This window comes from Streptomyces sp. NBC_00885 (genome assembly GCF_045207475.1).
Classification (GTDB): Bacteria; Actinomycetota; Actinomycetes; order Streptomycetales; family Streptomycetaceae; genus Streptomyces.
The window spans coordinates 1701539-1727363 of the sequence record NZ_CP108796.1 but is presented as its reverse complement, the minus strand read 5'-3'; the positions used below and the strand labels follow the sequence as shown (position 1 = coordinate 1727363).

General features: G+C 71.1%; 21 protein-coding genes. 12 read left to right on the top strand and 9 right to left on the bottom strand.

All coding sequences use genetic code 11. From position 1 onward, the window contains the following. Window positions 1–356 precede the first annotated feature (356 nt). Both OHA61_RS07825 and OHA61_RS07820 read left to right on the top strand, forming a co-directional pair. The gene (locus OHA61_RS07825) at window positions 357–1748 is read left to right on the top strand and encodes a protein phosphatase 2C domain-containing protein (protein ID WP_406302407.1); all 1392 of its coding nucleotides are present in this window, start codon (window positions 357–359) and stop codon (window positions 1746–1748) included. A 131-nt stretch (window positions 1749–1879) separates the two neighbouring features. Beyond that, entirely contained in the window at window positions 1880–2305 is a 426-nt protein-coding gene (locus OHA61_RS07820) for an ATP-binding protein (protein ID WP_406302406.1), read from the top strand. Between the two features lie 37 nt (window positions 2306–2342). Here the strand turns inward: OHA61_RS07820 and OHA61_RS07815 are convergent, their stop codons facing one another. Further along, window positions 2343–3422, bottom strand: a complete 1080-nt coding sequence (locus OHA61_RS07815; RefSeq protein ID WP_406302405.1) for a DUF2637 domain-containing protein — start codon at window positions 3420–3422, stop codon at window positions 2343–2345. Between the two features lie 191 nt (window positions 3423–3613). Continuing rightward, on the bottom strand, window positions 3614–4477 hold the full coding sequence (locus OHA61_RS07810) for a (2Fe-2S)-binding protein (protein ID WP_406302404.1): 864 nt from the start codon (window positions 4475–4477) through the stop codon (window positions 3614–3616). A gap of 149 nt (window positions 4478–4626) precedes the next feature. On the opposite strand from OHA61_RS07810, the gene OHA61_RS07805 reads away from it, so the two are divergent. Both OHA61_RS07805 and OHA61_RS07800 read left to right on the top strand, forming a co-directional pair. Then, entirely contained in the window at window positions 4627–5421 is a 795-nt protein-coding gene (locus tag OHA61_RS07805) for a GntR family transcriptional regulator (RefSeq protein ID WP_406302403.1), read from the top strand. Window positions 5422–5528: 107 nt separating this feature from the next. Next, entirely contained in the window at window positions 5529–5888 is a 360-nt protein-coding gene (locus tag OHA61_RS07800) for a hypothetical protein (RefSeq protein ID WP_406302402.1), read from the top strand. Between the two features lie 9 nt (window positions 5889–5897). Here OHA61_RS07800 and OHA61_RS07795 read toward each other — a convergent pair whose 3' ends face one another. From OHA61_RS07795 to OHA61_RS07785, 3 genes are all read right to left on the bottom strand, one after another. Further along, window positions 5898–6410, bottom strand: coding sequence for a protein phosphatase (locus tag OHA61_RS07795; protein WP_324988628.1), 513 nt, complete (start codon window positions 6408–6410; stop codon window positions 5898–5900). A gap of 31 nt (window positions 6411–6441) precedes the next feature. After that, window positions 6442–7269 (bottom strand): hypothetical protein, encoded by an 828-nt coding sequence (locus OHA61_RS07790; protein ID WP_406302401.1) that lies wholly within the window; start codon window positions 7267–7269, stop codon window positions 6442–6444. Between the two features lie 230 nt (window positions 7270–7499). Next, window positions 7500–9197 carry a PucR family transcriptional regulator gene (locus OHA61_RS07785; protein WP_406302400.1) on the bottom strand — a complete coding sequence of 566 codons (1698 nt, stop codon included), beginning with the start codon at window positions 9195–9197 and terminating at the stop codon, window positions 7500–7502. Between the two features lie 277 nt (window positions 9198–9474). On the opposite strand from OHA61_RS07785, the gene OHA61_RS07780 reads away from it, so the two are divergent. From OHA61_RS07780 to OHA61_RS07760, 5 genes are all read left to right on the top strand, one after another. After that, the gene (locus OHA61_RS07780) at window positions 9475–10365 is read left to right on the top strand and encodes an FAD binding domain-containing protein (RefSeq protein WP_406302399.1); all 891 of its coding nucleotides are present in this window, start codon (window positions 9475–9477) and stop codon (window positions 10363–10365) included. Beyond that, window positions 10365–10976, top strand: coding sequence for a (2Fe-2S)-binding protein (locus tag OHA61_RS07775; RefSeq protein WP_361910409.1), 612 nt, complete (start codon window positions 10365–10367; stop codon window positions 10974–10976). Before OHA61_RS07780 ends, OHA61_RS07775 begins: the two co-directional genes overlap by 1 nt. A gap of 5 nt (window positions 10977–10981) precedes the next feature. After that, entirely contained in the window at window positions 10982–13366 is a 2385-nt protein-coding gene (locus OHA61_RS07770) for a xanthine dehydrogenase family protein molybdopterin-binding subunit (RefSeq protein ID WP_406302398.1), read from the top strand. Window positions 13367–13624: 258 nt separating this feature from the next. After that, the gene (locus tag OHA61_RS07765) at window positions 13625–15106 is read left to right on the top strand and encodes an NCS2 family permease (protein ID WP_324990908.1); all 1482 of its coding nucleotides are present in this window, start codon (window positions 13625–13627) and stop codon (window positions 15104–15106) included. Between the two features lie 41 nt (window positions 15107–15147). After that, entirely contained in the window at window positions 15148–16284 is a 1137-nt protein-coding gene (locus tag OHA61_RS07760) for an XdhC family protein (protein WP_406302397.1), read from the top strand. An 18-nt stretch (window positions 16285–16302) separates the two neighbouring features. Here OHA61_RS07760 and OHA61_RS07755 read toward each other — a convergent pair whose 3' ends face one another. After that, window positions 16303–17556 carry a glycosyltransferase 87 family protein gene (locus OHA61_RS07755; RefSeq protein ID WP_406302396.1) on the bottom strand — a complete coding sequence of 418 codons (1254 nt, stop codon included), beginning with the start codon at window positions 17554–17556 and terminating at the stop codon, window positions 16303–16305. Window positions 17557–17888: 332 nt separating this feature from the next. On the opposite strand from OHA61_RS07755, the gene OHA61_RS07750 reads away from it, so the two are divergent. Then, window positions 17889–18263 carry an RNHCP domain-containing protein gene (locus OHA61_RS07750; protein ID WP_324990937.1) on the top strand — a complete coding sequence of 125 codons (375 nt, stop codon included), beginning with the start codon at window positions 17889–17891 and terminating at the stop codon, window positions 18261–18263. A gap of 21 nt (window positions 18264–18284) precedes the next feature. Here OHA61_RS07750 and OHA61_RS07745 read toward each other — a convergent pair whose 3' ends face one another. Both OHA61_RS07745 and OHA61_RS07740 read right to left on the bottom strand, forming a co-directional pair. After that, window positions 18285–20663, bottom strand: a complete 2379-nt coding sequence (locus OHA61_RS07745) for a trypsin-like peptidase domain-containing protein (RefSeq protein ID WP_406302395.1) — start codon at window positions 20661–20663, stop codon at window positions 18285–18287. Window positions 20664–20680: 17 nt separating this feature from the next. Continuing rightward, a complete protein-coding gene (locus tag OHA61_RS07740) occupies window positions 20681–21145 on the bottom strand; it encodes a CU044_2847 family protein (RefSeq protein WP_406302394.1) in 465 nt (154 codons plus the stop codon). A 68-nt stretch (window positions 21146–21213) separates the two neighbouring features. Here OHA61_RS07740 and OHA61_RS07735 point away from each other — a divergent pair, with 68 nt between their 5' ends. Further along, the gene (locus OHA61_RS07735) at window positions 21214–23532 is read left to right on the top strand and encodes a hypothetical protein (protein ID WP_406302393.1); all 2319 of its coding nucleotides are present in this window, start codon (window positions 21214–21216) and stop codon (window positions 23530–23532) included. A 14-nt stretch (window positions 23533–23546) separates the two neighbouring features. On the opposite strand, the gene OHA61_RS07730 is transcribed toward OHA61_RS07735, so the two are convergent. Then, complete coding sequence (locus OHA61_RS07730) at window positions 23547–24260, bottom strand: class I SAM-dependent methyltransferase (RefSeq protein WP_406302391.1); 714 nt, start codon at window positions 24258–24260, stop codon at window positions 23547–23549. 102 nt (window positions 24261–24362) lie between these two features. On the opposite strand from OHA61_RS07730, the gene OHA61_RS07725 reads away from it, so the two are divergent. After that, on the top strand, window positions 24363–25748 hold the full coding sequence (locus tag OHA61_RS07725) for a pyridoxal phosphate-dependent aminotransferase (RefSeq protein ID WP_406302390.1): 1386 nt from the start codon (window positions 24363–24365) through the stop codon (window positions 25746–25748). Window positions 25749–25825: the final 77 nt, after the last annotated feature.

The following is a 25825-nucleotide window of genomic DNA, read 5'->3' as shown; positions in this document are numbered from 1 at the left end:
AGACCCCACCCCTCCCCGGACGTGCACTTCTTCGGCCGCTTTGGCGGAAACCGGCCACGGCGTGTTTCCGCCTCGCACATCATCCCTGCTCCGGCCGCGGCTCTGCCAATGTGGCGCCACCGCAGCACCAACAGCCTCCGGCACCAGTGCATTTCGCGCCTGTCCCGGCACCCGCACACTGCTCTGCAACTCCGCCATCCAGCTCGTGGTCAGCGCATTCGCCCTGCGCCGGCCGCGAAACGGTCCGCCGGACGTCCTTCCCGTGGGGGGTTGGGACGCCCGGCGGACCACCCGTCGGACGCCTGTTTTTCCGGATGCCCCGTTTTCGTACCGCCCGTGCGGTGGACAATAAGGGCATGAGCCATCAGGGGGAGAGGCCCGCCACCGAGGACGACTGGTGGAACCGGCTGTACGACGCGTCCGCCCCGGACACCGGGCCCGCGGCGAGAGCGGGCGACACGCTTGACGACCGATTCGACTCGGCGGCGGATGCGGTGGCTGCGGACGACGCACCCGAGCCGCGCGAGCCGTACCGGGCGGACCCGGACCGGGTCCGCCCGCGCGCCTGGTGGGAGAGCCACCCCGCGGACGTCTCCGCTCCCTCCCCGCCCGCCGTGTCGCCGAGCACCACGGACCGGCCGGCCGCGCCCCCGAGGCAACGCGCGTCGTGGGAGCCGCCGCGCCCCGCCGAGCAGCCTGCCCAAGTGCCGCTCCCTCCCCAGGAGTCGGCCGGCCCTCCGGCCGCGTCTCCGCCCACGCCTCCCGCCCGTCCGCAGGTCGGCCACATCGGCGACGGCCCGCCCACCTACGACGCCGAGCCCACCGCCCTGCCCCCGGCCGAGCCCCAGGGCCTGGACGAGCTCGTCGCCGACACCGTGCTCGACGGCGCCCGTTACGGCACGTACACGCTGCGCGCCGTTTCCAGCCGCGGCGACTCCGCGCGCTACCGCGGCGAGCCGCGCCGCGACGCCCTGCTCACCGCCCGGTTCGGCACCGGCGATGCCGCGCTCGTCCTGGTCGCCGTCGCCAGCGGCGCCCGCGCCGCCGAGGGCGCCCATCTCGCCGCCGCCGACGCCTGCCGCTGGATCGGCGGAGCCGTCGGCCGCAGCCATGCCCGGCTCTCCGAGGACATAAGGGCGGGCCGTCGCGGCGACCTCAAATCCGGGCTGCACCGGCTCACCGACCGCACCTTCGGCAAGCTGCGCGCCGGCGCCGCCGAGCTCGGTGTCCAGCCGGAGGAGTACACCGCCCATCTGCGCTGTCTGGTGCTCTCCGCCGATCCCGAGTGCCGCGCCCGCGTGTTCTTCGGCGTCGGCGGGGGCGGTCTGTTCCGTCTGCGTGACGGTGCCTGGCAGGACATCGAGCCCTCGGTCCCCGAACGCGCGGCCGTCACCGGCGACCCCGTCGTCGGATTCGGGTCACCGCCCGCCGAGACCCCGGAGGGCGATCGGCTCACGATGGACCTGGGGATCGCCACGCCGCCCTCGCCGTACATCGAGGCACCGCCCCCGCCACCGGCCGAACCCTTCCGCTTCCGTGCCTCCGTGGCCCTTCCCGGCGACACCCTGCTGCTGTGCAGCACCGGCCTGGCCGAGCCGCTGCGCTGCGAGCCCGCCCTCGCCGAGGAGCTGGCCGGGCGCTGGACCCCTGCCGAGCCGCCCGGCCTTGCGGCGTTCCTCGCCGACACCCAGCTGAGGGTGAAGGGGTACGCCGACGACCGTACGGCTGTCGCCATCTGGGAGGCGTAACCGCTCCCTCCGTCCCCGTGACCACGTCGGCGCTGATTGGTGCTCTCCGCGCGGGGAATGCATGTCCGTGAGCGTGTTCGGCAAAGGGAGTCATTCCGGAGAAGGGCTGTTCCGACGTGCGGGTGGGGATGATGGCGGGGCGTCAGGGCGGGGCCGGGCCGGCGGCGAGCGGGTGCGGCCGGCTGCATCGCAGGCTGGGCTGTGCGGATCTCACGGCTGTGCCTGAAGTGCGACGTGCTTTACGGGAGTTGTTACGGCACTGGAGGGGGCAGGACGCGAAGGACGTGGCGGAGCTGCTGGCCAGCGAGCTGGTGACCAACGCGCTTGTCCACACCGATCACGGCACGGTCGTCACGGCGACCGTCGCGGACACCACCCTCCGTGTGGAGGTACGGGACTTCATGGCCGGACTGCCGGTTGCCCATACGCCGGCGGCGCACCTGGACACCCACGGCCGCGGGCTTGTGCTGGTCCAGAGCCTGTCCGACGCGTGGGGCGTCCGTACGCACGGCGTGGGCAAGGTGGTCTGGTTCGAACTGCACGGAAGGCCGGTCTGACCCTCGCAGACCGGCCTTCGTACGGGTTGCGCCTCCCTCAGCCGAACTGCCGCTCGAGATCCGTGAGCTTCCGCTCCAGGGAGTCGAGACGCGGCAGCGCCTGGGTGTCGTCCTCGGCGGTGAGGTCGATCGTGCGCGGCTCAGCGCCGTTGGCCGGTTTCACGGCCTGGAGGGAGGGCCGGGAACGAAACGGCAGCTGTCCCGGCTCGGATATGGCAGGCTCCGCGACGGACCCGACGCTGCCCGAGGTGGTCTGTGCCGAACCAGTCGCGGAGCCCAGGGCCGGAAGCTCCGAGCGCAGTTCGGACAGACGGTGGCGCCCGCGCCCCCAGGCCCGGTGCTGCCGGTTGAGTGCCCTTATCTGCGCCCGTTCCATCTTCTCCCGGTCCCGCCTGCGCAGCCGGTTCTGCTCCTTCAGCTGCCGGTCCTCGCGGACTTCCTCGACCGCCTCGTCCAGAGTGCGTACGCCCTCCAGAAGCATCAGCGACCAGGCGCCGAAGGTCTCCCGGGGAGCGCGCAGCCAGCGCACGACGCGGATCTGCGGCAGCGGGCGGGGCACCAGGCCCTGCTCGCGCAGCGCCGCCCGGCGGGTCTGCTTGAGCGCCCGGTCGAACAGGACGGCTGCCGAGAGCGACATCCCGGAGAAGAACTGAGGGGCCCCGTCGTGGCCGAACCCCCTTGGAGCGTGTACCCAGTTGAACCAGGCGGCCGCGCCCGCGAAGAGCCACACCAGCAGCCGTGAGCCGAGCGCCGCGTCACCGTGGCTGGCCTCGCGCACGGCCAGCACCGAGCAGAACATGGCGGCGCCGTCGAGCCCGAAGGGGACGAGATACTCCCAGCCCCCGGTGAGGTTGAGATTCTGCTGGCCGAAGCCGACCAGGCCGTGGAAGGAGAGTGCGGCGGCGACGGCGGCACAGCAGAACAGGAGCACATAGGAAGCCGTGCCGTAGACGGCCTCCTTGCGCCGCCGGCGCTCCTCGCTGCGTTCCCAGGAGTCGTCGGGCGCGGCCTTGTCACTGGCGCGCTTGCCGCGTGTGAACACCGTCACCGCGCCCAGGCACCCCAGGAGCATCACGCCGCCAGGAAGCAGCCACAGTGATATGTCGGTCAGTCTCATGGGCGGTGTCCCTTGCATCGCGGTAGAGCGTTTCGGCCGCCATAGTGGCCGAAGTCCCAGCGCCCCCAAGGGGTTTCGGGGCAAGAGAACGCCAATGGGGCACCAGGGCATACAGATAGGTGCGTTTCGCTCGAACTGCCGTATGAACAAGGGGAGTTGGTTCGATTTACGTCACCCGGTCGGATGGCGTGTCAACCCGTATGCGGGAGATCGGACGCCGGCCGCAGCCGCGCCACGCGGTCCGCGTCACATGTGCGCGGACAGGTGACGCACGTGTCCTCGGGCCGCAGGGTGTAGAAGAGGCAGCAGCCCGCCCGGTCACGGGTCGGCAGCAGCTCGCCGCCGGGGCCGGTGAGCTCGCGGAAGCCGGCGGTCCCGACGTACGGCTTCGTGGCGCCCGGCAGCAGCCGCTCCAGCTCCGCCACCGCGCGCTGCTCCTCGCCGAGCAGATGCCCGACGTACCACAGGCTCTCGACGATCTCGTCGGTCGCCATGCCCCACAGCGCGCGCCTGCCGCGCCGCATCCGCGGGGCGAAGCCGTCCAGTACGGGCCCGATGTGCTCGGCGACGGCGTCACGCACCGCGGCGCGCAGGGCCTCCTCGTCCGGGACCACGCGGGCGCCGGGCAGCTGTGCGGCCCGGTCGCCCGGCAGGCAGGTGAATTCCCTCACGCGGACCGTCATGCGGCCGAGCGTGCGCTGGAAGGCGACGTCCTCGACGGGCAGGTGCGGCACACGGCGGTGGAGAAACCACGGGACCGTGATCAGCAGACAGGCGGGCCAGGCGTAGCGGTGCAGGCCGAAGCCGGCGATGACGTCGGGCCGGGCCTGCTGTCCGTAGTCCCGCAGGACCTGCGCGTCGTCCCAGGCGAGAAAGGCGTCGAGGGCGGGCCCACCGGCGGCGAGCTCCGCGGCGCCCACCCAGCCCCCGCCCACGGGGGCCTGCTCGCCGTCCGGGAGCTCCTGTATCCGCAGCCCGGAGAAGACCTCGGCCAGGCGCGCGTAGGCGTCCTGGACGGGCGAGGCAGGGGCGGGCAGCAGGGCGGGACGGGTCATGCCGGGACCACCGAATCGCGATCGTTAAGAGGTTAGCCTTACCTTACCCGACGCGATCGATGTTTGAACTGTCGTCTTGTCCGCCTATGGTGCACAAGGGCCCATGCGTACGCGAGCCGGGCCAGACCGCCGTCCGGAGGAGGACCCGAGTGGAGCAGGCCCGAGCGCGCAACGCCGCGACGCCGCAGCTTTTCGCGTCCCCGCACATCCCCGAACAGCCAGGTCCGGCGGACTCCCTGCCCGCCCGTCCCCCTATCCCGGAACAGGCCCGCGGCGAACACAACCACAGCGAGCCGCCTGCGCCCGGCACGGCCCCCCGCACGGTCCAGCGCCACTCGGTCCGCGGCCAGATCCTCGAAGCCCTGCGCACGGCCCTCGTCGATGGCGAGCTGGCCCCCGGCGAGGTCTACTCCGCGCCCGTCCTCGGCGAACGCTTCGGTGTCTCGGCGACACCCGTACGCGAGGCGATGCAGCAACTCGCCACCGAGGGCGCGGTCGAGGTCGTCCCCAACCGCGGATTCCGCGTCACCGTCCGCAGCGCCCGCGAACTGGCCGAACTCGCCGAGGTCCGCGCCCTGATCGAAATCCCGGTCATGCTCCGCCTGGCCCGCACGATCCCGGCCGCCCGCTGGTCTGCGCTGCGCCCCCTGGCCGACGCGACGGCGGCGGCGGCGGCAACGGGCGACCGCGCCGCCTACGCGGAAACGGACCGCGCCTTCCACCGCGCGGTACTCGCCCTGTCGGGCAACCAGCAACTGGTGATGGTCGCGGACGACCTCCACCGCCGCTCCCAATGGCCCCTGACGAGCGCCCCGGTCACCCGCCGCGCGGACCTGGTGGCGGACGCGGCGGAGCACATGGCACTGCTGGAGGCACTGGCGGCCGAGGACCTGACGGTGGTGCAGTCGCTGGTGCGGGAGCACTTCACTGGCGCGCAGGCCTGACGGCCCCATCCGGTCGCGGCATCCCCTGCCCACCCACTGATGACCCTTGGCCATGGCTGCACTAATCTGCCGCCGTTGTCGAAGTCCGAATGAACGGGGGGTCATTCATGACCGCGGAGCTGCCGGAGTCGTCCATACCCGACGAGGCCTGGGAGGAGTTCCAGCGCGAGAGCGAAGGACCCGCACGGCTCGCCGCGCCGAAGGAGCCGTCCGCGCGGGCGCGGATGGTGACCGAGCGCCTGCGGCGCGAGGACGAGAAGGCCGCCCGGCAGCCGGGCAGGGTGTGGCGGCCGGGGAAGCGCGGCAGGGCACAGGTGCGGGCCGAGCCCGAGGCATGGCGGGCGTGGCCCGATCGGCAGCGGCAGGCGCGGCGGCGCCGTGGGCGAGGACTTCTCTGGGTCGTCCTTGCCGTCGTCCTCGTACTGCTGGTCATGAATCCGGACAGGGCCCTCGGCTGGCTGGTGTGAGCCGGATGGTCAGGACGGTGACTCCAGGCCCGTCAGCAGTGAGGCGATGTCCAGGCCGGTCATGAGGTACTGCTCGAAGGCGACGTTGTGCAGGGCCCACGGCGAACGCCTGCGCCGGACCAGGTCGATCGCTCCCGCGCCGTCGTGGCCCAGTTCGATCAGGGTCTGGGCCACCACCAGGCCGGAGCGGTTGTAGCCGGAGTAGCAGCGTACGAGCGCGGTGCGGCCGGAGCGTACGGCGTCCGCGGTGATGAGAGCCAGGCGGAGGACCTCGTCGATCTGCTGCGAGGTCAGCCAGTCGTCCGGGATCGGGACGACATGGTGCTCGATGCCCGCGGGCGGGCCGTGGCCCTGGCGGGTGAACAGGCTTATCACCAGGTCGAATTCACGGTCGACGACCGCGTCCAGATGGCGGCCGTCCGCGTCGGCCCAGACATGGCCGCCCATCCACAGGCCGGTCGTGATCTCGTCCCAGGGCGACTGGGGTTCCGGGACGGGGCCGTCCGTCCGGCGGGCGCTCACCGATGGCTCCTCGCGCCGGTCATGCCGCCGGTCATGCCGCGGGCTCGGGCTGCGGAGGGGTGGCGGACTGGACGGGAGGGGACTGGACCTGAGAGGACCGGACCGGCACCGCCGGAGCCAGTTGGGCACCGAGCCACACCGGTACGCCGCCCAGGAGACGGAACAGCCGACCCGCCTCCGCCCGTAGCCGGCTCGCCTCCGGTTCCGGCTCGCAGTCGGCGAGCGCGGCGAGCGCCGGGGCCGTGCCGATCAGATAGCCGAGCTCCTCGCGGATCCGCAGGGATTCGGCGAAGCCGTGCCGCGCCTGAGCCAACTCCCCTTCGCGCAGAGCGAGTCCGGCCTGATGGTGCCAGGTGAACGAAAGCAGCAGCGTGTCCCCGTGCGCGGCCGCTCCGGCGTGCGCCCGCTGATAGGCGGCGCGGGCCGCCTGCGGGGAGTCGGCGATGTGCTCGGCGACCAGGCCGCGGCGGAAGTCCAGCAGCGGCCGTCCCGGCGAGGCGGGGGTGAGCAGCGCCGCGGCCCGGCCGAGCGCCGCGCGGGCCTCGTCGGCGCGGTCACGTACGCCGAGACGGGTCGCCGCGTACGCCAGCCGCCCGCGCTCGCACGCCGCGCCGCCGCGCTCCTCGTCGTCTCCGGCCACCGCCTCCGCCGTACGCAGCGCGTCCTCCGCGTCGGCCCAGCCCTCGCCGGTGAACAGGCAGCGCTCGACGAGCAGTCCGGCCCGTTCGAGCGCCGCGGCCGGATCGGCCGCGTGGGCGGTCAGCAGAGCCGCTGCGTCGGTCCAACAGCCGCGCGAACGCAGCCGCCATACCGCGGTCTGGAGTGGATCGTCACCTGCAGTGGTTCCGGAACCAGACATGGCGGTATGCGCCACTTGCCCTCCCCGAGCACGCCATTGAGCTGTTGAGTCTGCCCGCATCTCAGCATGGATAGGCATGCCTGGCCAAGGGGTCAGGTGAATCAATTCACAATCGTGTGGTGAGAGATGGGTGCATCGTCAACTCGATGGTGTGCGCCGTCCCTCGTGTGGGTGACGGTGGCGAGCCGGGGCGGGATGAGCTTCCGGCCCCTGGCTCGGCGGACCGCGAGTCAGCTCATCCGCAGCGCCAGGAAGAAGTCCAGCTTGTCCTCGAGGCGCGACAGATCACGGCTCGTCAGTTGCTCGATCCTGCCCACCCTGTACCGCAGGGTGTTCACATGCAGATGCAGCCGCGTCGCGCAGCGCGTCCAGGACCCGTCGCAGTCCAGGAACGCCTCCAGCGTCGGGATCAGCTCCGCCCGGTGCCGCCGGTCGTAGTCGCGCAGCGGGTCCAGCAGCCGGGCCGTGAAGGCGCGGCGCACGTCGTCCGGGACGAACGGCAGCAGCAGGACGTGCGAGGCCAGCTCGTGGTGGCCGGCCGCGCAGACCCGGCCCGGGCGGGCCGCGGCCACTCGGCGGGCGTGCCGGGCCTCCTCCAGCGCGCCGCGCAGGCCCTCCGCCGAGCTGACGGCCGCGCTGACGCCCAGCGTGAGCCGCCCGTCGCCGTCGAGACCGGCCGAGAGCGGGTCGCGTACGGAGCCGAGCAGCGCGTCCGCGTGCAGTCCGGCCTCCGTGGACTCGACGTCGGGACCCTCCGGGTCGACGGGGAGGGCGGGCAGCGGGACCAGCGCGATCGCCTCGTCGCCGGTGTGGGCGACCGCGATCCGGTCGCCGGAGTCGGAGCCCTCGGCCGCCGGGTCGACCAGGATCTCCTCCAGCAGGGACTGGGCGACGGGACCGGCCTCGATCGCGGCCCCCGCCGCTGCGTCCTGCTCCCACTCCACCCGGGCCACCACGACCTGCCAGTGCGGCGCGGTCCCGAGGCCGGGGAGCAGTACGGGGGCGGCCACCCGCAGCCTGGCCGCGATCTCGGCGGGCGCGGCACCCGTCTGGACCAGTTCGAGGACTTCCTGGGCGAGCCTGCGCCGTACCGTACGGGCCGCCTCGCGCCGGTCCCGCTCGACGGCGATCAGCTGGGTCACGCCCTGCAGCAGATCCAGCCGGGCGGCCGGCCAGTCGCCCGCGTCGGCCTCGACCGCCAGCAGCCAGTCCGACAGGACACTCTCGCGTACGTCGCGGGACGCGGGGGCGGCTCCGCGTCCGGTGTTGCGGATCGGGAAGAGGGAGTACGTCGCTCCTCCGGCGGTCGCGCGGTGCGGGCCGCGGCGTCCCGTACGGGTCGCGGCCAGATGCTCGCCCGCGAGCGTGGCGCTCACCGGGCCGGGCAGCGGGTCGCCCGCTCCCGCGATCTGTCGGCCGGTGGGGGAGAGCACCCAGGCACGAAGGTCCAGGTCGGAGCCGAGGAGGTCCAGGACCACCTCGGGGCCGCCGCCGGCGGGCCCCGAGGTCATCAGCCTTCTGTGCCTGTCCACGACTGCCGCGAGGTCACCGGCTCGCTCGCCGGAGACCTGGCGCACGACATACTCTGTGATCGTCGCGAATGCAACAGATTCATTAACTGCAAAGAGTGGCAGCCGATGGCGAGAACACGCCTCCACGAGATCACCGGGAATGTTCCCCAGCTCGGCCTCGCCGGCCGCCAGACCGGCCACCCCGGCACTCGCCAGGATCCGGACGAACGGCTCCGAGTCCTCGGCCGAATGCCGCCAGGCGAGACCAGTAAGCACCAGTTCGCCGCCCGAGAGATAGCGGCTCGGGTCCCGCAGGTCGGTCGTCATCACGCCACGTACGCCGCGGTCGAGTTCGTCCTCGCCGCCGAGCAGCCGCAGCCCCAGCGCTTCGGTCTCCAGAAGTGCGTGCAGCCGCATCTCGTCGCCGCCGATCTGTCTCGTTGTTGCCGGTGGCCCCTGGCCACGGTTTTCATGGGAAAACAGTGAGGTTGCCGAGCCTCCCCTTTCGTTCGAATCTACAAGACGGGACAGGCGACCAGCCAACTCCTTCATGGTTTCGGTGACTGCACCGGGCGGGGCACGCCTTGTGTACTTGGGCCACACCGCGTTAACGGCACATGAATAACCAGTCGAGGGCCGGCCGTCCCGGGCCCGTTGCGACGAACGACCCCGATTAAGAAGAAGAGAGCCACTCATGGACTTCCTTCGCCCCGCCAGCTGGGAGGAGGCGCTCGCCGCCAAGGCCGAGCACCCCACCGCTGTCCCCATCGCGGGTGGCACCGATGTGATGGTCGAGATCAACTTCGACCACCGCCGGCCCGAGTACCTCATGGACCTGAACCGCATCGGCGAACTGCGCGAATGGGAGATCGGCGAGGACAACGTCCGCCTGGGCGCCTCCGTGCCGTACACCCAGATCATGGACCACCTCCGGGCCGAGCTGCCCGGTCTGGCGCTGGCGTCGCACACCGTGGCCTCCCCGCAGATCCGCAACCGCGGCGGCGTCGGCGGCAACCTCGGCACCGCGTCCCCGGCCGGCGACGCCCACCCGGCGCTGCTCGCCGCGGGCGCCGAGGTCGAGGCCGAGTCGGTGCGCGGCAGCCGCCTGATCCCGATCGACGAGTTCTACACCGGCGTGAAGCGCAACGCACTGGCCCCGGACGAGCTCATCCGCGCCGTGCACATCAAGAAGGCCGACGGCCCGCAGCAGTTCTCCAAGGTCGGCACCCGCAACGCGATGGTCATCGCCGTCTGCGCCTTCGGCCTGGCCCTGCACCCCGAGACCCGGACGGTGCGCACCGGCATCGGCTCCGCCGCCCCGACCCCGGTACGGGCGAAGGCGGCCGAGGAGTTCTTGAACGCCGCGCTCGAAGAGGGCGGCTTCTGGGACAGCAAGAAGATCGTCACCCCGTCGATCGCCAAGCAGTTCGCGGAGCTCGCATCCGCCGGCTGCAGCCCCATCGACGATGTGCGCGGCACCGCCAGCTACCGCCGCCACGCGGTCGGCATCATGGCCCGCCGCACGCTCGGCTGGACGTGGGAGTCCTACCGCGGCAAGGCCCGCAGCATTGAGGGAGTCGCATAATGCGCGTGAACTTCACGGTCAACGGTCGTCAGCAGGAAGCCGACGACGTGTGGGAGGGCGAGAGCCTTCTCTACGTACTGCGCGAGCGCATGGGCCTGCCGGGCTCCAAGAACGCGTGCGAGCAGGGCGAGTGCGGCTCCTGCACGGTCCGCCTGGACGGCGTGCCGGTCTGTTCCTGTCTCGTCGCCGCAGGTCAGGTCGAGGGCCGCGAGGTCGTCACCGTAGAGGGCCTCGCGGACTACGCCAAGCAGCGCGCCGAGCACGGCGGCTGCGCCACCGGCGCCTGCGGCACCTCGCTGGACGCCGCCAAGGGCTGGGAGGCGCGCCCGTCCGACAGTGGGCTCCGCCCGCGGGCCTCCGACGGTCAGGCCGGCGAGCAGGGTGAACTCTCCCCGATCCAGCAGGCGTTCATCGACGCCGGCGCCGTGCAGTGCGGTTTCTGCACCCCCGGTCTGCTGGTCGCCGCCGACGAGCTGCTGGAGCGCAATGCCGAGCCGTCCGACGCGGACATCCGCGAGGCGCTCTCCGGCAACCTCTGCCGCTGCACCGGTTACGAGAAGATCCTCGACGCGGTCCGCCTCGCGGCCGCCCGCCAGGAAGAGGCGGTCTGACAGCCATGGCCACCACCGGAACCCCCACGAACCTCACCCAGGGCTCGCAGACCAAGGGCGGCATCGGCGAGTCGACGCTGCGGCCCGACGGCACCCTCAAGGTCACCGGCGAGTTCGCGTACTCCTCGGACATGTGGCACGAGGACATGCTCTGGGGCCACACGCTCCGCAGCACCGTCGCGCACGCCGAGATCAGGTCGATCGACATCGGCGAGGCCGTCGCGATGCCCGGCGTCTACGCCGTGCTGACCTACGACGACCTGCCCACCGAGGTGAAGAACTACGGCCTGGAGATCCAGGACACCCCGGTTCTCGCCCACGGCAAGGTCCGTCACCACGGCGAGCCGGTGGCGCTGGTCGCCGCCGACCACCCCGAGACCGCGCGCCGCGCCGCCGCCAAGATCAAGATCGAGTACGCCGAGCTGCCGCTCATCACGGACGAGGCGTCCGCGACGGCGCCCGGCGCGATCCTGGTCCACGAGGGCCGCGAGGACCACCACATCGGCCATGTCCCGCACCCGAACATCGTGCACCGCCAGCCCATCGTCCGCGGCAACGCCGACGAGGCCGCGAAGCGCGCGGATGTGATCGTCAAGGGCGAGTACACCTTCGGCATGCAGGACCAGGCCTTCCTCGGCCCCGAGTCCGGCCTCGCCGTGCCGTCCGAGGACGGCGGCGTCGAGCTGTATGTCGCCACCCAGTGGCTGCACTCCGACCTCCGCCAGATCGCCCCGGTCCTCGGCCTGCCCGAGGACAAGGTGCGCATGACGCTCTCCGGCGTCGGCGGCGCGTTCGGCGGCCGCGAGGACCTGTCGATGCAGATCCACGCCTGCCTGCTCGCCCTGCGTACGGGCAAGCCCGTCAAGATCGTCTACAACCGGTTCGAGTCCTTCTTCGGACATGTGCACCGGCACCCGGCGAAGCTCCACTACGAGCACGGCGCCACCAAGGACGGCAAGCTCACGCACATGAAGTGCAGGATCGTCCTGGACGGCGGCGCCTACGCGTCGGCCTCCCCGGCGGTCGTCGGCAACGCCGCTTCCCTGAGCGTCGGCCCGTACGTCGTCGACGACGTCGACATCGAAGCGCTCGCGCTCTACTCCAACAACCCGCCCTGCGGCGCCATGCGCGGCTTCGGCGCGGTCCAGGCGTGCTTCGCGTACGAGGCGCAGATGGACAAGCTCGCGGCGAAACTGGGCATGGACCCGGTCGAGTTCAGGCAGCTCAACGCCATGGAGCAGGGCACGATCATGCCGACCGGCCAGCCGGTCGACTCCCCGGCCCCGGTCGCCGAGCTGCTGCGCCGTGTCAAGGCCATGCCGCTGCCGCCCGAGCAGCAGTGGCTCGCCGCCGGCGAGGAGGCGGACGTACGCGCCCTGCCGGGCGGTCTGTCCAACACCACGCACGGCGAGGGCGTCGTCCGGGGCATCGGCTACGCGGTCGGCATCAAGAACGTCGGTTTCTCCGAGGGCTTCGACGACTACTCAACGGCCCGCGTACGCATGGAGGTTGTGGGCGGCGAGCCGGTCGCGACCGTGCACACCGCGATGGCGGAGGTCGGCCAGGGCGGTGTCACCGTCCACGCGCAGATCGCCCGCACCGAGCTCGGCGTCACGCAGGTGACGATCCACCCGGCCGACACCCAGGTCGGCTCCGCAGGTTCGACGTCGGCATCCCGCCAGACGTACGTGACGGGCGGCGCGGTGAAGCACACCTGCGAGAACGTCCGCGAGAAGGTCCTGGAGATCGGCCGCCGCAAGTTCGGCTCGTACCACCCCGCGTGGGCCACCGCCGAGCTGCTGCTCGAAGGCGGCAAGGTCGTCACCGACGGCGGCGAGGTCCTCGCCGACCTGGTGGACGTGCTCGAAGGCGAGGCGGTCGACCTGGAGCTCGAGTGGCGTCACCGCCCCACCGAGGCTTTCGACCTGGTCACCGGCCAGGGCCACGGCCATGTCCAGTACTCCTTCGCCGCGCACCGCGCCGTGGTGGAGGTGGACACCGAGCTCGGCCTGGTCAAGGTCATTGAACTGGCCTGCGCCCAGGACGTCGGCAAGGCGCTCAACCCGCTGTCCGTCGTCGGCCAGATCCAGGGTGGCACCACCCAGGGCCTGGGCGTGGCGGTCATGGAGGAGATCATCGTCGACCCGAAGACCGCGAAGGTGAAGAACCCCTCCTTCACGGACTATCTGATCCCCACCATCCTCGACACGCCGACCATCCCCGTCGACGTACTCGAATTGGCCGACGACCACGCGCCCTACGGGCTGCGCGGCATCGGCGAGGCCCCGACCCTCTCGTCAACTCCGGCCGTCCTCGCGGCGATCCGGAACGCGACGGGTCTGGAGCTGAACAGGACACCGGTCCGCCCCGAGCACCTCACCGGTACCTGATCCCCGAACTCTCCGGGCGGTGCGCCGCGACTTCGAGAACGTCACAATTCCCGGCCCGTCGCGCCGCCCGGAGAACCCCAGTACCGCACCGCTCGCGGTCTCTGGAACCCCCCCGCATCACACCAGCAGTAACTCACTGCAGCACCAACCAAGTTCGCCTCGGGCCGTCCCCCGGGTCGTGCAGCCAACGCACCATCCCAAATCCCGCAATCTCGATTCCCCATGCGGGTGCCCCTGTGAACCTTGGGAGTAGGCACCATGACCCAGCAGTCCCTTGAGACCAGGACCACGGCGGAGGACGCCGGCGCGGGAACGCGCCAGCCCGCCGGGCGGTCTTGGCTCGACCGGTACTTCCACATAACCCAGCGCGGGTCGACCATCGGCCGGGAGGTGCGTGGCGGCATCACCACCTTCATGGCGATGGCGTACATCATCCTTCTCAACCCGGTGATTCTGTCGGTGCCCGATGCGGCCGGTCACAAGCTCGACGGTGATCAGCTGACCACCGCGACCGTATTCGCCGCCGCCGCAACCACCATCGTGATGGGCTTCATCGGCAATGTGCCGCTGGCCCTCGCCGCGGGACTCAGTGTCTCCGCCGTCATGGCATTCCAGGTCGCTCCGGAGATGACCTGGGAAAACGCGATGGGCATGTGCGTCATCTACGGTCTCGTGATCGTCCTGCTCGTTGTCACCGGTCTGCGCGAACTGATCATGAACGCCATCCCACTGGCGCTCAAGCACGCCATCACCATGGGCATCGGCCTCTTCGTCTGCCTCATCGGCCTGGTCCAGGCGGGCTTCGTCACCTCCATGCCCGGCCCCGGCGGCCTCTCCGGCGCGAAGCCGATCCAGCTCGGTACGAGTGACATGCTCACCGGCTGGCCGGTGCTCTGTTTCTCCGTCACCGTTCTGCTGATCTTCCTGCTCCAGGTCCGCAAGGTCCCCGGCGCGATCCTCATCGGCATCGTCGGCGGCACCGTCTTCGCGGCGCTGGTCCACCAGTTCGCCGGCCTCGACAAGAAGGCCTGGGGCGGACTGAACGCGCCCGAGATCACCGGCTCCATCGTCAGCACCCCCGACTTCGGCCTCTTCGGCAGTGTCTCCTTCAGCGGAATCGGCAGCGTCGGTGGCATCACCGTCGGCGTCATCGTCTTCACCCTGGTGCTGGCCGGTTTCTTCGACGCCATGGGCACCATCATCGGCATCGGCCAGCAGGCCGACCTCGCCGACGACAAGGGCAAGATGCCCGGCCTCAACAAGGCGCTCGCCATCGACGGTGCGGGCGGCGCGCTGGGCGGTCTCGCCGGTGCCTCCGGCCAGACGGTGTTCGTCGAGTCCACCGCGGGCGTCGGCGACGGTGCGCGCACCGGCCTCGCTAGTGTCATCACCGGTCTCGCCTTCACGCTCTGCCTGTTCTTCACCCCGCTGGCCCAGGTCATCCCCACCCAGGTGGCCGCCGCCGCACTCGTCGTCATCGGCTCGATGATGCTGACGAACGCCAAGCACATCGACTGGAACGACCAGGCGACCTCGATCCCGGTCTTCCTCACGACCGTGCTGATGCCCTTCACGTACTCGATCACCGCGGGCATCGCGGCGGGCGTCATCGCCCACGTCCTGATCAAGACCGTCCAGGGCAGGGCCCGCGACATCGGCTGGCTGATGTGGGTGCTGTCCGCCGTCTTCCTGGCGTACTTCGCCCTTCACCCGATCGAGGGCTGGCTGGGAGTCAACTAGCTCCCTTCCGCAGCCTCACACACACCCTTGAGGAGACCGACATGCTGGACATCGCCGACGAGCTGAACCGGTGGGTCGAGCAGGGACGCGAGTTCGCCGTCGCCACCGTGGTGGCCGTCGGCGGCAGCGCCCCCCGGCAGCCCGGCGCGGCACTCGCCGTGGACAGCGACGGCACGGCGATCGGGTCGGTCTCCGGAGGGTGTGTCGAGGGCGCGGTGTACGAGTTGTGCCGGCAGTCGCTCGAGGACGGTCTCACCGTCCTCGAGCGGTTCGGCTACAGCGACGAGGACGCCTTCGCCGTCGGTCTGACCTGCGGCGGCATCATCGACATCCTGGTCACCCCCGTACGCGGTGGGGTCTTCCCCGCAGCCCTCGCGGCCGCCGCCCAAGGAGAGGCGGCGGCGCTCGCCCGTATCACCGACGGGCCGTCCGAACTGATGGGCCGGGCGCTGCTGGTGGGGCCCGACGGCTCGTACGAAGGCTCCCTCGGCGGCCACCCGGAACTGGACCGCACAGCGGCGGGCGAGGCCCTGGCCCTTCTTGACGCGGGCCGCACGGCCACCGTCACGATCGGCGAGGACGGTGCGCGCTGCGGCCGCCCGCTGACCCTCCTCGTCGAGTCCTCGGTGCCCGCGCCGCGGATGATCGTCTTCGGCGCGATCGACTTCGCGTCGGCGCTGGTACAGGTCGGAAAGTTCCTCGGCTACCACGTCACGGTCTGCGACGCGCGCCCCGTCTTCGCGACCGCCGCGCGTTTCCCGGAGGCCGACGAGATCGTGGTCGACTGGCCGCACCGCTATCTGGAGTCGACCGAGGTGGACGGCCGTACGGTCCTGTGCGTCCTCACCCACGACGCCAAGTTCGACGTGCCTCTGCTCGAACTGGCCCTCAGGCTTCCCGTCGCGTACGTCGGCGCGATGGGCTCACGCCGCACGCACGAGGACCGCAACAAGCGCCTGCGCGAGGTCGGCGTCACGGAACTCGAACTGGCCCGCCTGCGCAGCCCCATCGGCCTCGACCTCGGCGCGCGTACGCCGCAGGAGACGGCGCTGTCGATCGCGGCGGAGATCGTGGCGAACCGCCGTGGCGGCAGCGGAGTCTCCCTGACGGGCGCGCACACTCCCATCCACCACGACGGCACGGAGGTTCCGGCGGGCCGGATAGGTTCCGTGGCGTGAGGAGGAGGTACGGGGAACTCAGCCCCTGCCTGCTCCCACACCGCCCGGGGACCGGCCGTGCAGCCCCCGGTCGCGGACGGCCGCAGAAGACGCCCCCGCGCCCACCGCGATGAGCGTCAGGACCGAGCACAGGGCGTAGACCCAGCCGAACAGGGCCAGTTGGACCGGGTAACCGGCGCCGGAGGCCAGGTTCTCCTGGATGCGGGTGAGGTGGGGCACCACACGGGAAACGGTGGCGAAGGTCCATGCCGCGAGCGTGATACGGCTCAGCGGCCGTTGCCGGGCGGGGCCGTGGGCCAGCCAGATCATGGCCGGCACGCACCAGATCCAGTGGTGGCTCCAGGAGATCGGGGACAGCAGCAGACCCGCGAGCTGAACGGTGATCAGCACGCCCAGACGGTCCCCGCGCCGGACGGCCGCCCACAGCGCACATCCGGCGGCGAAGGCGACCACCGCCGCGGCCGTCCACCAGATCAGGTCGTAGCCGACGTCGTGGCCCAGGGACCTGCTGAGTGCTCCACGGACGGACTGATTGCGTACGGAGGTCACCCGTCCGATGCGGTCGGCGTCCCCGACGAGGGTGTGCCAGTACCGCCCTGAGTCCTGCGGCGCGATCAGCTCGGCCAGCGCAACTGTCCCGGAGAAGGCAACAAGGGACCACGCCGTGGCCCGCCACTGCCGGGTGGCGAGCAGGTACAGCGCGCCGATGGCCGGCGTCAGCTTCACACCCGCCGCCACGCCCACCGCCGTTCCTCTGGCCGCGGCCCCGAGCGAGGCGGTAATGCCCCACATGACCAGGGCGCCCAGGACCAGATTGACCTGCCCCAGATCGAAGGTGTGGCGCACCGGCTCCATCCACAGGCAGGCGCCCACCCACAACATGACGCGTTCGCGGCCCAGGCCGCCCTCGCCGCCGAGGAGGAGCCGGCCACTGCATCCGACGATCACGACGAGGGCCGCCGCCGACATCAACTGCCAGAGGCACGCGGCGAGAGCCCACGCCAGAGCGGACAGCGGCAGGAACACCAGGGCCGCGAACGGAGGGTAGGTGAAGTGCAGCGTCGTGAGCGGTCCACCGAAATGCAGCACATAGTCGTAGAGCCGACCGGACAGCACCCCCGGGGCCGCGGCGTAGTACACCCGAAGATCCACCATCTCCGGCCCGGTGGCGATCACTGTCAGACCGTGAGCCGCCACGGAGCCCGCCAGCCACCATCCGGCGTGGCGCAGCATCCACGGACGGACGGCTCTGGAGAACGCGCTGATCTTCATGTCAGCGGTCCTACACGTAGGTGCCTCGCGCGCTCGCCGACTGCCACGAGCGGGCGCAGGCCGGTTCGCGGCTGACACTCCAATGGCTTAGGCCCTGTCCGGTACGCGGTCCCGGGGCCGCAATCAATTCGGTTGCCCCGGGCCCTGCCGCCGGGGTCTCATCGGGTGACCGGATGTCGATGCCGAGGTGGTGCGTGTATGCCCAGGGCCCAGCGGAACCGTTCTCGCGATCGAGGAAGGCCACCCGCTCTCGCGGAATGAACTCCCTTGATGCGAGACGGCGTTCAGAGCTGACGCCCATCCCACGCATCACACCAGGAGTCGTGTCCACGATGTCCCGCAACACCTCCAGGCGCGCCCGCACCGAAGCCCGCGCCCAGTCCTTCCGCTGCCTGCACTGCGGCCTCGACGTGTCGATGACCGCCGCGGGTACAGGTCACCGCAATCACTGTCCGAACTGCCTGTGGAGCCGTCACCTCGACGACACCCCGGGCGACCGGGCGGCCGACTGCGGTGCCCGCATGGAGCCTCTCGCCATCTCGGTCCGCGGGGACGGCGAGTGGGTACTCGTCCACCGCTGCACCGGCTGCGGAGTGCTCCATGCCAACCGCACGGCGGGCGACGACAACGCCCTGCCGCTGACCCGGCTGGCGGTGCGCCCCCTGGCGCAGCCGCCGTTCCCGCTGGAGCGGCTCACCGCTCTGTGAGGCAGGACGGATCCCGGACTCTCACTGTCCGGGATCCGTCAACTCCAGTCCCTTGTGCCGGAGCTGGGCAACGGGAGCGGCGGCGACCCTCGCCGCCGCCCACTCCGGCCATCCCGGGGCCGTCGGCAGATCCGGCGAGCGCAGCGGCGGCGGCACGCCCGGCCTCGCCTTGCGGGCCCAGCGCTCCAGCGCACGCACGGCGGCCCGCGACAGCCCGGGCGGCACCGGTGCCGCCTCCGCCGCCAGCTTGGTGATCATCACCGCCGCCTGATTGCGACGGCGCGGGGACCAGGCGCCGAGCTCGTCGGCGATCAGACCGGGAGCGGTCGTCAGCAGATGCGCCGCGCGGAAGAGCGCGTACGACTCCTTGTCGCGCTTCATGCAGTCCTCGGCGACCTGCCGTACCGCCTTGCTGTCCAGGGGCGTCGTGCTCGCCCACCGGCATGCGGCGAAGTAGTCGACGAGCAGCTCATGGCTGAAGGGCTGGTCCTCGGGGGCATCGGACGCGACCAGCCCCGTCGCGTACAGAAAGGTCTGGACGTCGTCGATCCAGGGCCTGCTCCCGGACTGGACCCGCAGCTCCGAGGGCACTTGATGCAGAAGTTCCTCCAGGCTCGGCCGCAGGGCGAGCAGCGGATCACGCAGCTCGCCCGCATGAGCCGCGAGCACCCGGCGGAGCTCCTTTCGGGAGAGGGGAGCGGCGCCGGCTCTCTGCTGCTCGGCACCGGTCAGGAGGATCTCCGTCAGCCTTTCCAGGAGCTTGAACCGGCCGCCCTCAAGGCCGTCGGCACCGCTCGTCACATACACCGCGCACAGGACGACGCAGAACAACGGCCGCATCGCCAGCTCCGAGAGGCCAAGGCGTTCGAGCTCGCCGAGGAAGATGTCGACGGTGGCGGTGTCGGCGCCGAAGGTGGCGAGGTAGTTCTCGGCCAGTTGACGCCGCACCTGGGCACTGAGCCGGCACAGCCGCAGAGTCTCCAGACTCGGCAGCTCGATGCCGTCACCGTCCCGGAACGGGTCGCGGCTGGCCACCACGAGCGTGAATTGCGGCGCGTTGGCGAACGCGGCGAGCGCACCCTGCACCTGTTTCCGGCGCCCCCGGTCCACCTCGTCCACACCGTCGATCAGTACCAGCCACTTCCTGGCCGGGAAGGGCGGCTCCTCGAAGGCGGCCGGCTGGGGCAGCACGTGCTGGAACCGGATCTCGCCCGACCGTTTGGCGGCGGCATCGCTCAGGTCCCAGCTCACGGCACGCGACAGCCAGCGATGCGGATCCCAGGACTCGGTGCCGATTCCGTCGGCCAGAAGGGGTGCCGGGGCATACACAGGCACATAGTCGCCGACCGTGCCGGCGAGCCATTCCTGTGCCGAGTCGCGGGCGACCGCGCGCAACAGAGTCGACTTTCCGGTGCCCGCCTCGCCGACGATGTGTGCACCGGGCAGCAGCGCGGCCGCGTCCAGCGGCCTGCAGTCGGCACCACCGTTCTTCTCCGCGTCGTGCCCCGGCTTGGCGCGGACCGGCACCCGGAAGCCGGCCGTCGACAGCGGCGGGCCGCCGGACGCTGCGGACCCGCCGCGCAGCACCCTCTGCAGGACGTCCACATAGCCATGGCGCCCGGTGGCCTCGCGCAACAGGGTGAGATAGCCCGTCAGATCCGGCCCGGTCCACTTCCAGTTGCCCTCCCGCAGCTGCCCGTCGTTGAGCAGCCCGACCCAGTCGTCGAGCGGGCCGTAGCCGATCCGCTGCTCCTGACCGAGCAGCGCAAACGTGTCCCAGACGACATGAGCCGGCACCAGACGGGTCTCGAAGTCCGCCGTGGGGACCGTTCTGCGCTGTTTGGCGCGTACGACTCCGATGACACAGCCGGACTTCTCGTCGATCACCGGCGAGCCGCTGGCCCCTGCCCACAGCTCGGATCCGCCCACCTTGAGGAGCGTGGCCCCGCTCTTGTGCCAGGAGCCGCCGACGATCTCCAGAGTAAAGCTGTCGCCTCCGGAATATTCATGGCCCGGGTGCCCGTGCGCATACAGCTTCTGGCCGCCGGGCGCGAGGCCGGAGCCGCGGGACAGCGCGACGCACGGCTGGTCCCGCGGCGGGCCGCCGGACACCCGCAGCAGCGCCAGATCGGGACCGCGCCCGCCGTCGAACGGCCTGACGTCGATATCGTCCACGGCGAAGGCGAGGGAGACCTGCTCCGTGCCCCGGCGCCAGACCCCTTCCACGTGCTCCGCGGCCCTGTCGCCCGGCAGTACGACATGGGCACAGGTCAGGACGAGGCCGGGGCCGACGAAGAAGCCGGTGCCGTGCTCGTTCGCACCCTGCCGGGAGCTGTGCAGAGCCACGGTCGTGCCGTTGAGCGTCGACTTGAGGCGCTCCCACGCCTGTGCCGGGTCCATCGCGCCGCCCGGCGGGCTCAGTTGCCGCCGCCGGAGCCGCCGGAGCCGCCGGAGCCGCCGGAGCCGCCGGTGCCGCCCGAGCCGCCCGGGGCGCTGTAGCCGCCCGAGCCGCCGGACCCGTCCGGCTGCTGTGCCGTCCAGTCCCACTCCATCGTGACCGTCAGGTTCGCATCCACCGAACCCTTGGTGATGAGAGCGACAAGACCGCTGGTCTCGACCCCGACCTGGCAGCCGAACTCCACAGTGAGGCGATGGGGTCTGGCCCGGCGCAGCGCGCCCGTGACACCTTGGGCGAAGGTGCCGAGCGCCTCGGTGACCTCGTCGAGGTTGAAGGAGACAAGGCCGATCTCCTCCTCCAGAGGCTCGCCCTCATCGTCCTCGGGCCCGGCCCCCGCCTTCTCCGGCGCGACATTGACCGCCTGCAGCATCAGCCGTGTCCCGTCCGGGAGTTCGACTGTTGTCAGGACTTCCTCACCGGCCATCAGGTCCCCCTACCCGCGTTCCGTCCCTGTGCGGCAGAGTAGCGGCAACGGGTGACCGAGGGGGGACAGTGAGTGAAGCTTGGGGCGCGATCCGTCCGGCTGCGGCCGACGAGCCCATGACCCTTGAGCTGATCGTCCCCGGTACACAGCCGGCCGACCCGCAGTATCTGCTCGGGGACCCGCGGATGATCCAGATCGGGGGCGACCGCAGGACCCGGCTGCACCGGCGGGCGGACGATGTCGACGGCGAGCAGCGCCCCGACGAGTACCGAGGCCGCCCCATCCCGGAGACGTACACCTGGGGGTCGCGGGTGGGGGGAGGCTGGATGCGCGGGCTATGGCTGTTCCTGGGGCCCTTTCTGCTGATGAATCTGGCTTCCTGGATGCTGCCCCAGGCCGACGCCACCGAAAGGCACGGCCGGTCTAACGTCGCCCGAAGCTACGCCGTGATGATGCGGCTGCTCGCGGCCGCCCTCACCGTTCAGCTCGTCGCGTCCCTCGCCGAGATCAGCATGGATCTGATGGTGTGGCAGTGCGCGGCGGCCAGCCGCTCCTGCGTGGAGGAGAACACCTGGCTGCTTTTCCTCAGTCCGGCGAACGGCAGTTGGTGGGCGCGGCCGGGTCCGTCGCTGGCACTCGGTGCGCTCCTTCCGCTGTTCGTCGTGGTCCTGCTGGCGCGGCTGGGCCAGCGCACGTGGGCGCGGACCGAGGCGCTGCGGCCGGCGCTCTCGGGCTTCGGACCGGAGTCCGACGAAGGATCCGCCGGCCCCGCGCTGTCCCGGCCGGGGTTCTGGTACGGCCGCAGGCAGGTCCTGCGGCTGCGGTCCGCGCACACCACGCTGGCGATCTCCACGTTGTCCCTGCTGCTCCTGGCCGCGCTGGCCGGGCCCGGCCGGAAGGACGGCAGCGCTCTGTTCACCGGCTTCGAGTGGGCTCTCATCGGCCTGGTGCTGCTGGCCGCGACCGTCGCCGTCTCGGAGATCGTCCGAGCGGGCCGCAGCGAGCGCTACCTCGCCGCAGGACGGAGCCGGATCGCGGCGTACGCCCCGAGACTCTCGATGTGTCTGCTCGTGCTCACGTTCGTCGACGCTTTCCTGACGCGGCCGGGCTGGGTCGCCACCGGCCGGCTCCCGGGCATCGAAGCGCTGCTCGCCGGACTCCTCGTGGGCGAGATGGCGCTGGCCGCGGGGCTCTTCGCCTGCTGTGTGCCGTTCGCGGCGAGGCACATGCACGGCAGGGTCGCGCTGCGCGGCCTCGGCGGACCGGTCGTGGCGCTGCTCGCATGCTGGCTGGCCACCATCTTCTGGGCGGTCCTGGTGCTCGTGGTCGCGGACATCCTCGAAGGAGGCCGTACACCAGGAATGGGCTCGATCGCGGGGCCGCTACCGCTCATCGAGGTCGCGGCGTGGGGCCCGGTGCTGTTGGTGCTGCTTGCCGTCGTCGTCGCCGTGGCCGTCAGTGTCCATCACGCGCGAAGGGTCCGTCATCTGCGCTTCGTCGTGGAGCACGACTATCAGGGCGAAGCGCCTGATCCGCTGCGCAGCGACGAGATCGCCCGCGCCCACAGCTCGGCTGCCCTCACCGAGACCGCTCCCGCACTGCTCGCCGCGTCCGGCGGCATGGCGGCTCTGCACCTCGGTCAGATCGCGATCGGTGCGACCGACGCCTTCGCCTACAGCCGCCGCTTCGTGGATGCGCTGGCCGGGCTCGGTACCTGGCTGGGCCCGCTGCTCTACGCCCTGGTGTTCCTGGCCGGGTGGGCGGCGTACGCATGGCCCGCCTCGCGTCGTTCGGTCGGACTGCTGTGGGACATCAGTACGTTCTGGCCGCGCGCCGCCCACCCGTTCGCTCCGCCCTGTCTGGCGGAGCGGGCCGTGCCCGATCTGCAGTGGCGCATGCTGACCTGGCTGCGCAGCACCGGGGGACGTCTGCTGCTCTCCGGCCACGGGCAGGGCTCGGTGCTCGCTGCGGCGGCCGCGTTTCAACTGGCGCCTCAGTACCGCCGTCGTATCTCCCTTCTGACGTACGGATCACCGCTGGCGCGGATCTACGGACGCTATTTCCCCGCCTATTTCGGTCCGTCTCAACTGCGCATGATGGAAGGGGAGTTGGCGATCTGGCGGAATCTCTGGCGGCGTACCGACCCCATCGGGGGGCCGATCGCCGTCGACACGGAGCGCAGCGCTGTGGACAGCAGCCCCTTGCGCGACCCGCTCGCCTTCGGACGCACCGCCAAGCATCCGCTGTACGCGCCCATCCTCGGCCACGAGGACTTCCAGGCGGACCCGGTTTTCGCCGCGGACCGGGCCCTGCTGCTCGCCAGGCTCGGGCCACGCATGCCTCTCCGCGCCCGCGCGACTGACCGTCCTGCGGGCCGCGAGGGCTGAGCCGCGGGCCCGGCTCAGCCCAGGCGCGTGGCCACCACCAGCCGGCACCGCGGGCTGCCGTCCTTCAGGCGCCCCAGTTCTTCCAACGGCCGCAGCTCCACCGTGAACCCCGCCCGTCCCAGTTCGGACATGACGTCGGAGAGCCGGAAGGTGCGGTAGTACATGACGAAGGTCGGCCGCCACAGCAGGTTGCGTACGCGCATCGCCGCGTCGAAGGCCCACAGCGCCCAGTACAGCCGTGATCCGACGCGGGCCGGAGCCGGGAGCGGGAAGACGAATCTGCCGCCGGGACGCAGCGACCGGTGAATCTGCGCGAAGAGCGTCGGGCGTTCACCCGGCAGGAAATGGCCGAAGGCTCCGAAGCTCACCGCCAGGTCGAAGGCCTCGGTGAAGGGGAGCGCGAGCGCGTCCGCCCGTACCCATGTGGCCCAGGGGTACGTGGCCTTCGCCTCGGCCAGCATGCCCGCGCTGAAGTCGGCCCCCGTGACCTCGTCCTCGCACAGCTCCCGCAGCACCCGCACTCCCGCGCCCGTACCGCAGCAGACGTCGAGCCCGGAGCCGAACGGCCCGAGCGGGCGGATCGCTCGTACCACCGGATCGAGGATCCGGTCGGGGGTACGGAACGGCGTTTCCTCGAATTTCGGAGCGAGCAGGTCATAGCCGTGCTCGATCGACGAGAGCGCCTGCACGGCGAGCTCTCGGAACGTGGGGCCCGACGGTGTGAACATCAAGGCCACAGTAGTCGTTGAACATCACCCCAGGCCCATCCGTATTCCGGGAGGGTCCCTGCGCATCCGTACGGGCCATTGGCAGGCAGGGGAGGCAGATCCATGGCCGGCGGCAACGTCACGGCACTCTTCCGCGCGTCCACCGCGCACAGCCCTTCGTACTTCACCTTGAACAGGGCAGGCGGTGGACAGGCAGGAGAGATCACCGACTTCTGCATCCCGTGCAATCCGTACTTCCCCACCCCTGAGATGTTCGACATGCTCGGCAGCCGCCTGCGCGAGATCCTCACCTACTATCCGAGCTCGGCGGACACCATCACCGCCGAGCTGTGCCAGGTGCTCGGACTCAATCCGCAGACCGTCGCCATGGGCAACGGATCCACCGAACTGATCACCTGGATCGACCACTTGCTGGTCCGCGAGTCGCTGGCCGTGCCCGTGCCCACCTTCGGGCGGTGGACCGACCAGCCGATGGAGACCGGCAAGCGCGTCGACATGCTCCTGCTGCCCGAGGCGCACGGATTCGGCCTGGACACGGCGTCCTTCGTGCAGTTCATCCGGAGCCGCGGCTCGCGGGCGGCGGTCATCTGCAACCCCAACAACCCCGACGGCGGCTTCCTGCCCAAGCAGCGGGTCATCGCGCTCCTCGACGAGCTCCAGGATCTGGATCTGGTCGTCGTCGACGAGTCCTTCCTGGAGTTCGCGGACGCCGAGCCCGAGCCGAGCGTCGCCTCGGAAGCCGTGCTGCGGACGAATGTGATCGTGCTGCGCAGCCTGGGCAAGAACTTCGGTCTGCACGGCGTGCGCTTCGGCTATCTCGTCTCGAATCCCACCCTCGCCGGGAAGGTGCGCGCCGCCCTGCCGAAGTGGAACCTCAACTCCTTTGCCGAGACTGTGGTGTTCATGCTCAAGGAGCACCGTCAGGAGTACGCCGAGAGCCTCTCGCAGGCCCGCCGCGACCGGCAGGAGATGACCTGGCGGCTCTCCCAGCTGCCGGGTATGACCGTCTATCCCTCGCAGGGCAACTTCCTGTACGTACGCCTTCCCGAGGGCGTGGACGGCTCGGTCCTGCGGGACCGGCTGCTCGCCGAGCACGGCGTGCTGGTGCGCGAGTGCAGCAACAAGGTCGGCAGTTCGAGCCGGTTCCTGCGGCTGGTGGTGCGGCCGCAGGAGGATGTGCTGCGGCTCATGCAGGCGATGGAGCAGGTGCTCTACGGGCGGCGCATCCAGGCTCCGGAGCCGCCTCCGCAGCCGATGGCCCCGATGCTGTCCCAGGTGCCCTCGGGGCAGCCGCTGCCTCCGGAACAGGGCCGGGTGCAGGCGGCGGTGCCGATGCTGGCGCTGGCGCAGGAGCCGGTCTCGGCGCGGGGGCTCGTCCCGGCCCGTGCGCAGCGCGCCGTCCCGGTGGCGGCGGAGCAGCCCCAGCCGATGGCACCCGGCTACAGCTCGGGCACGGCGGCGGTCGACCGTCTGATCGCGGGGGCGTGAAGTCCCGCTCGCGTCTGCCGCGAGCGGGCCAATGGCGTCCACGGCACCACGGGCCAAAGAGGCAGATCTGGCTACCG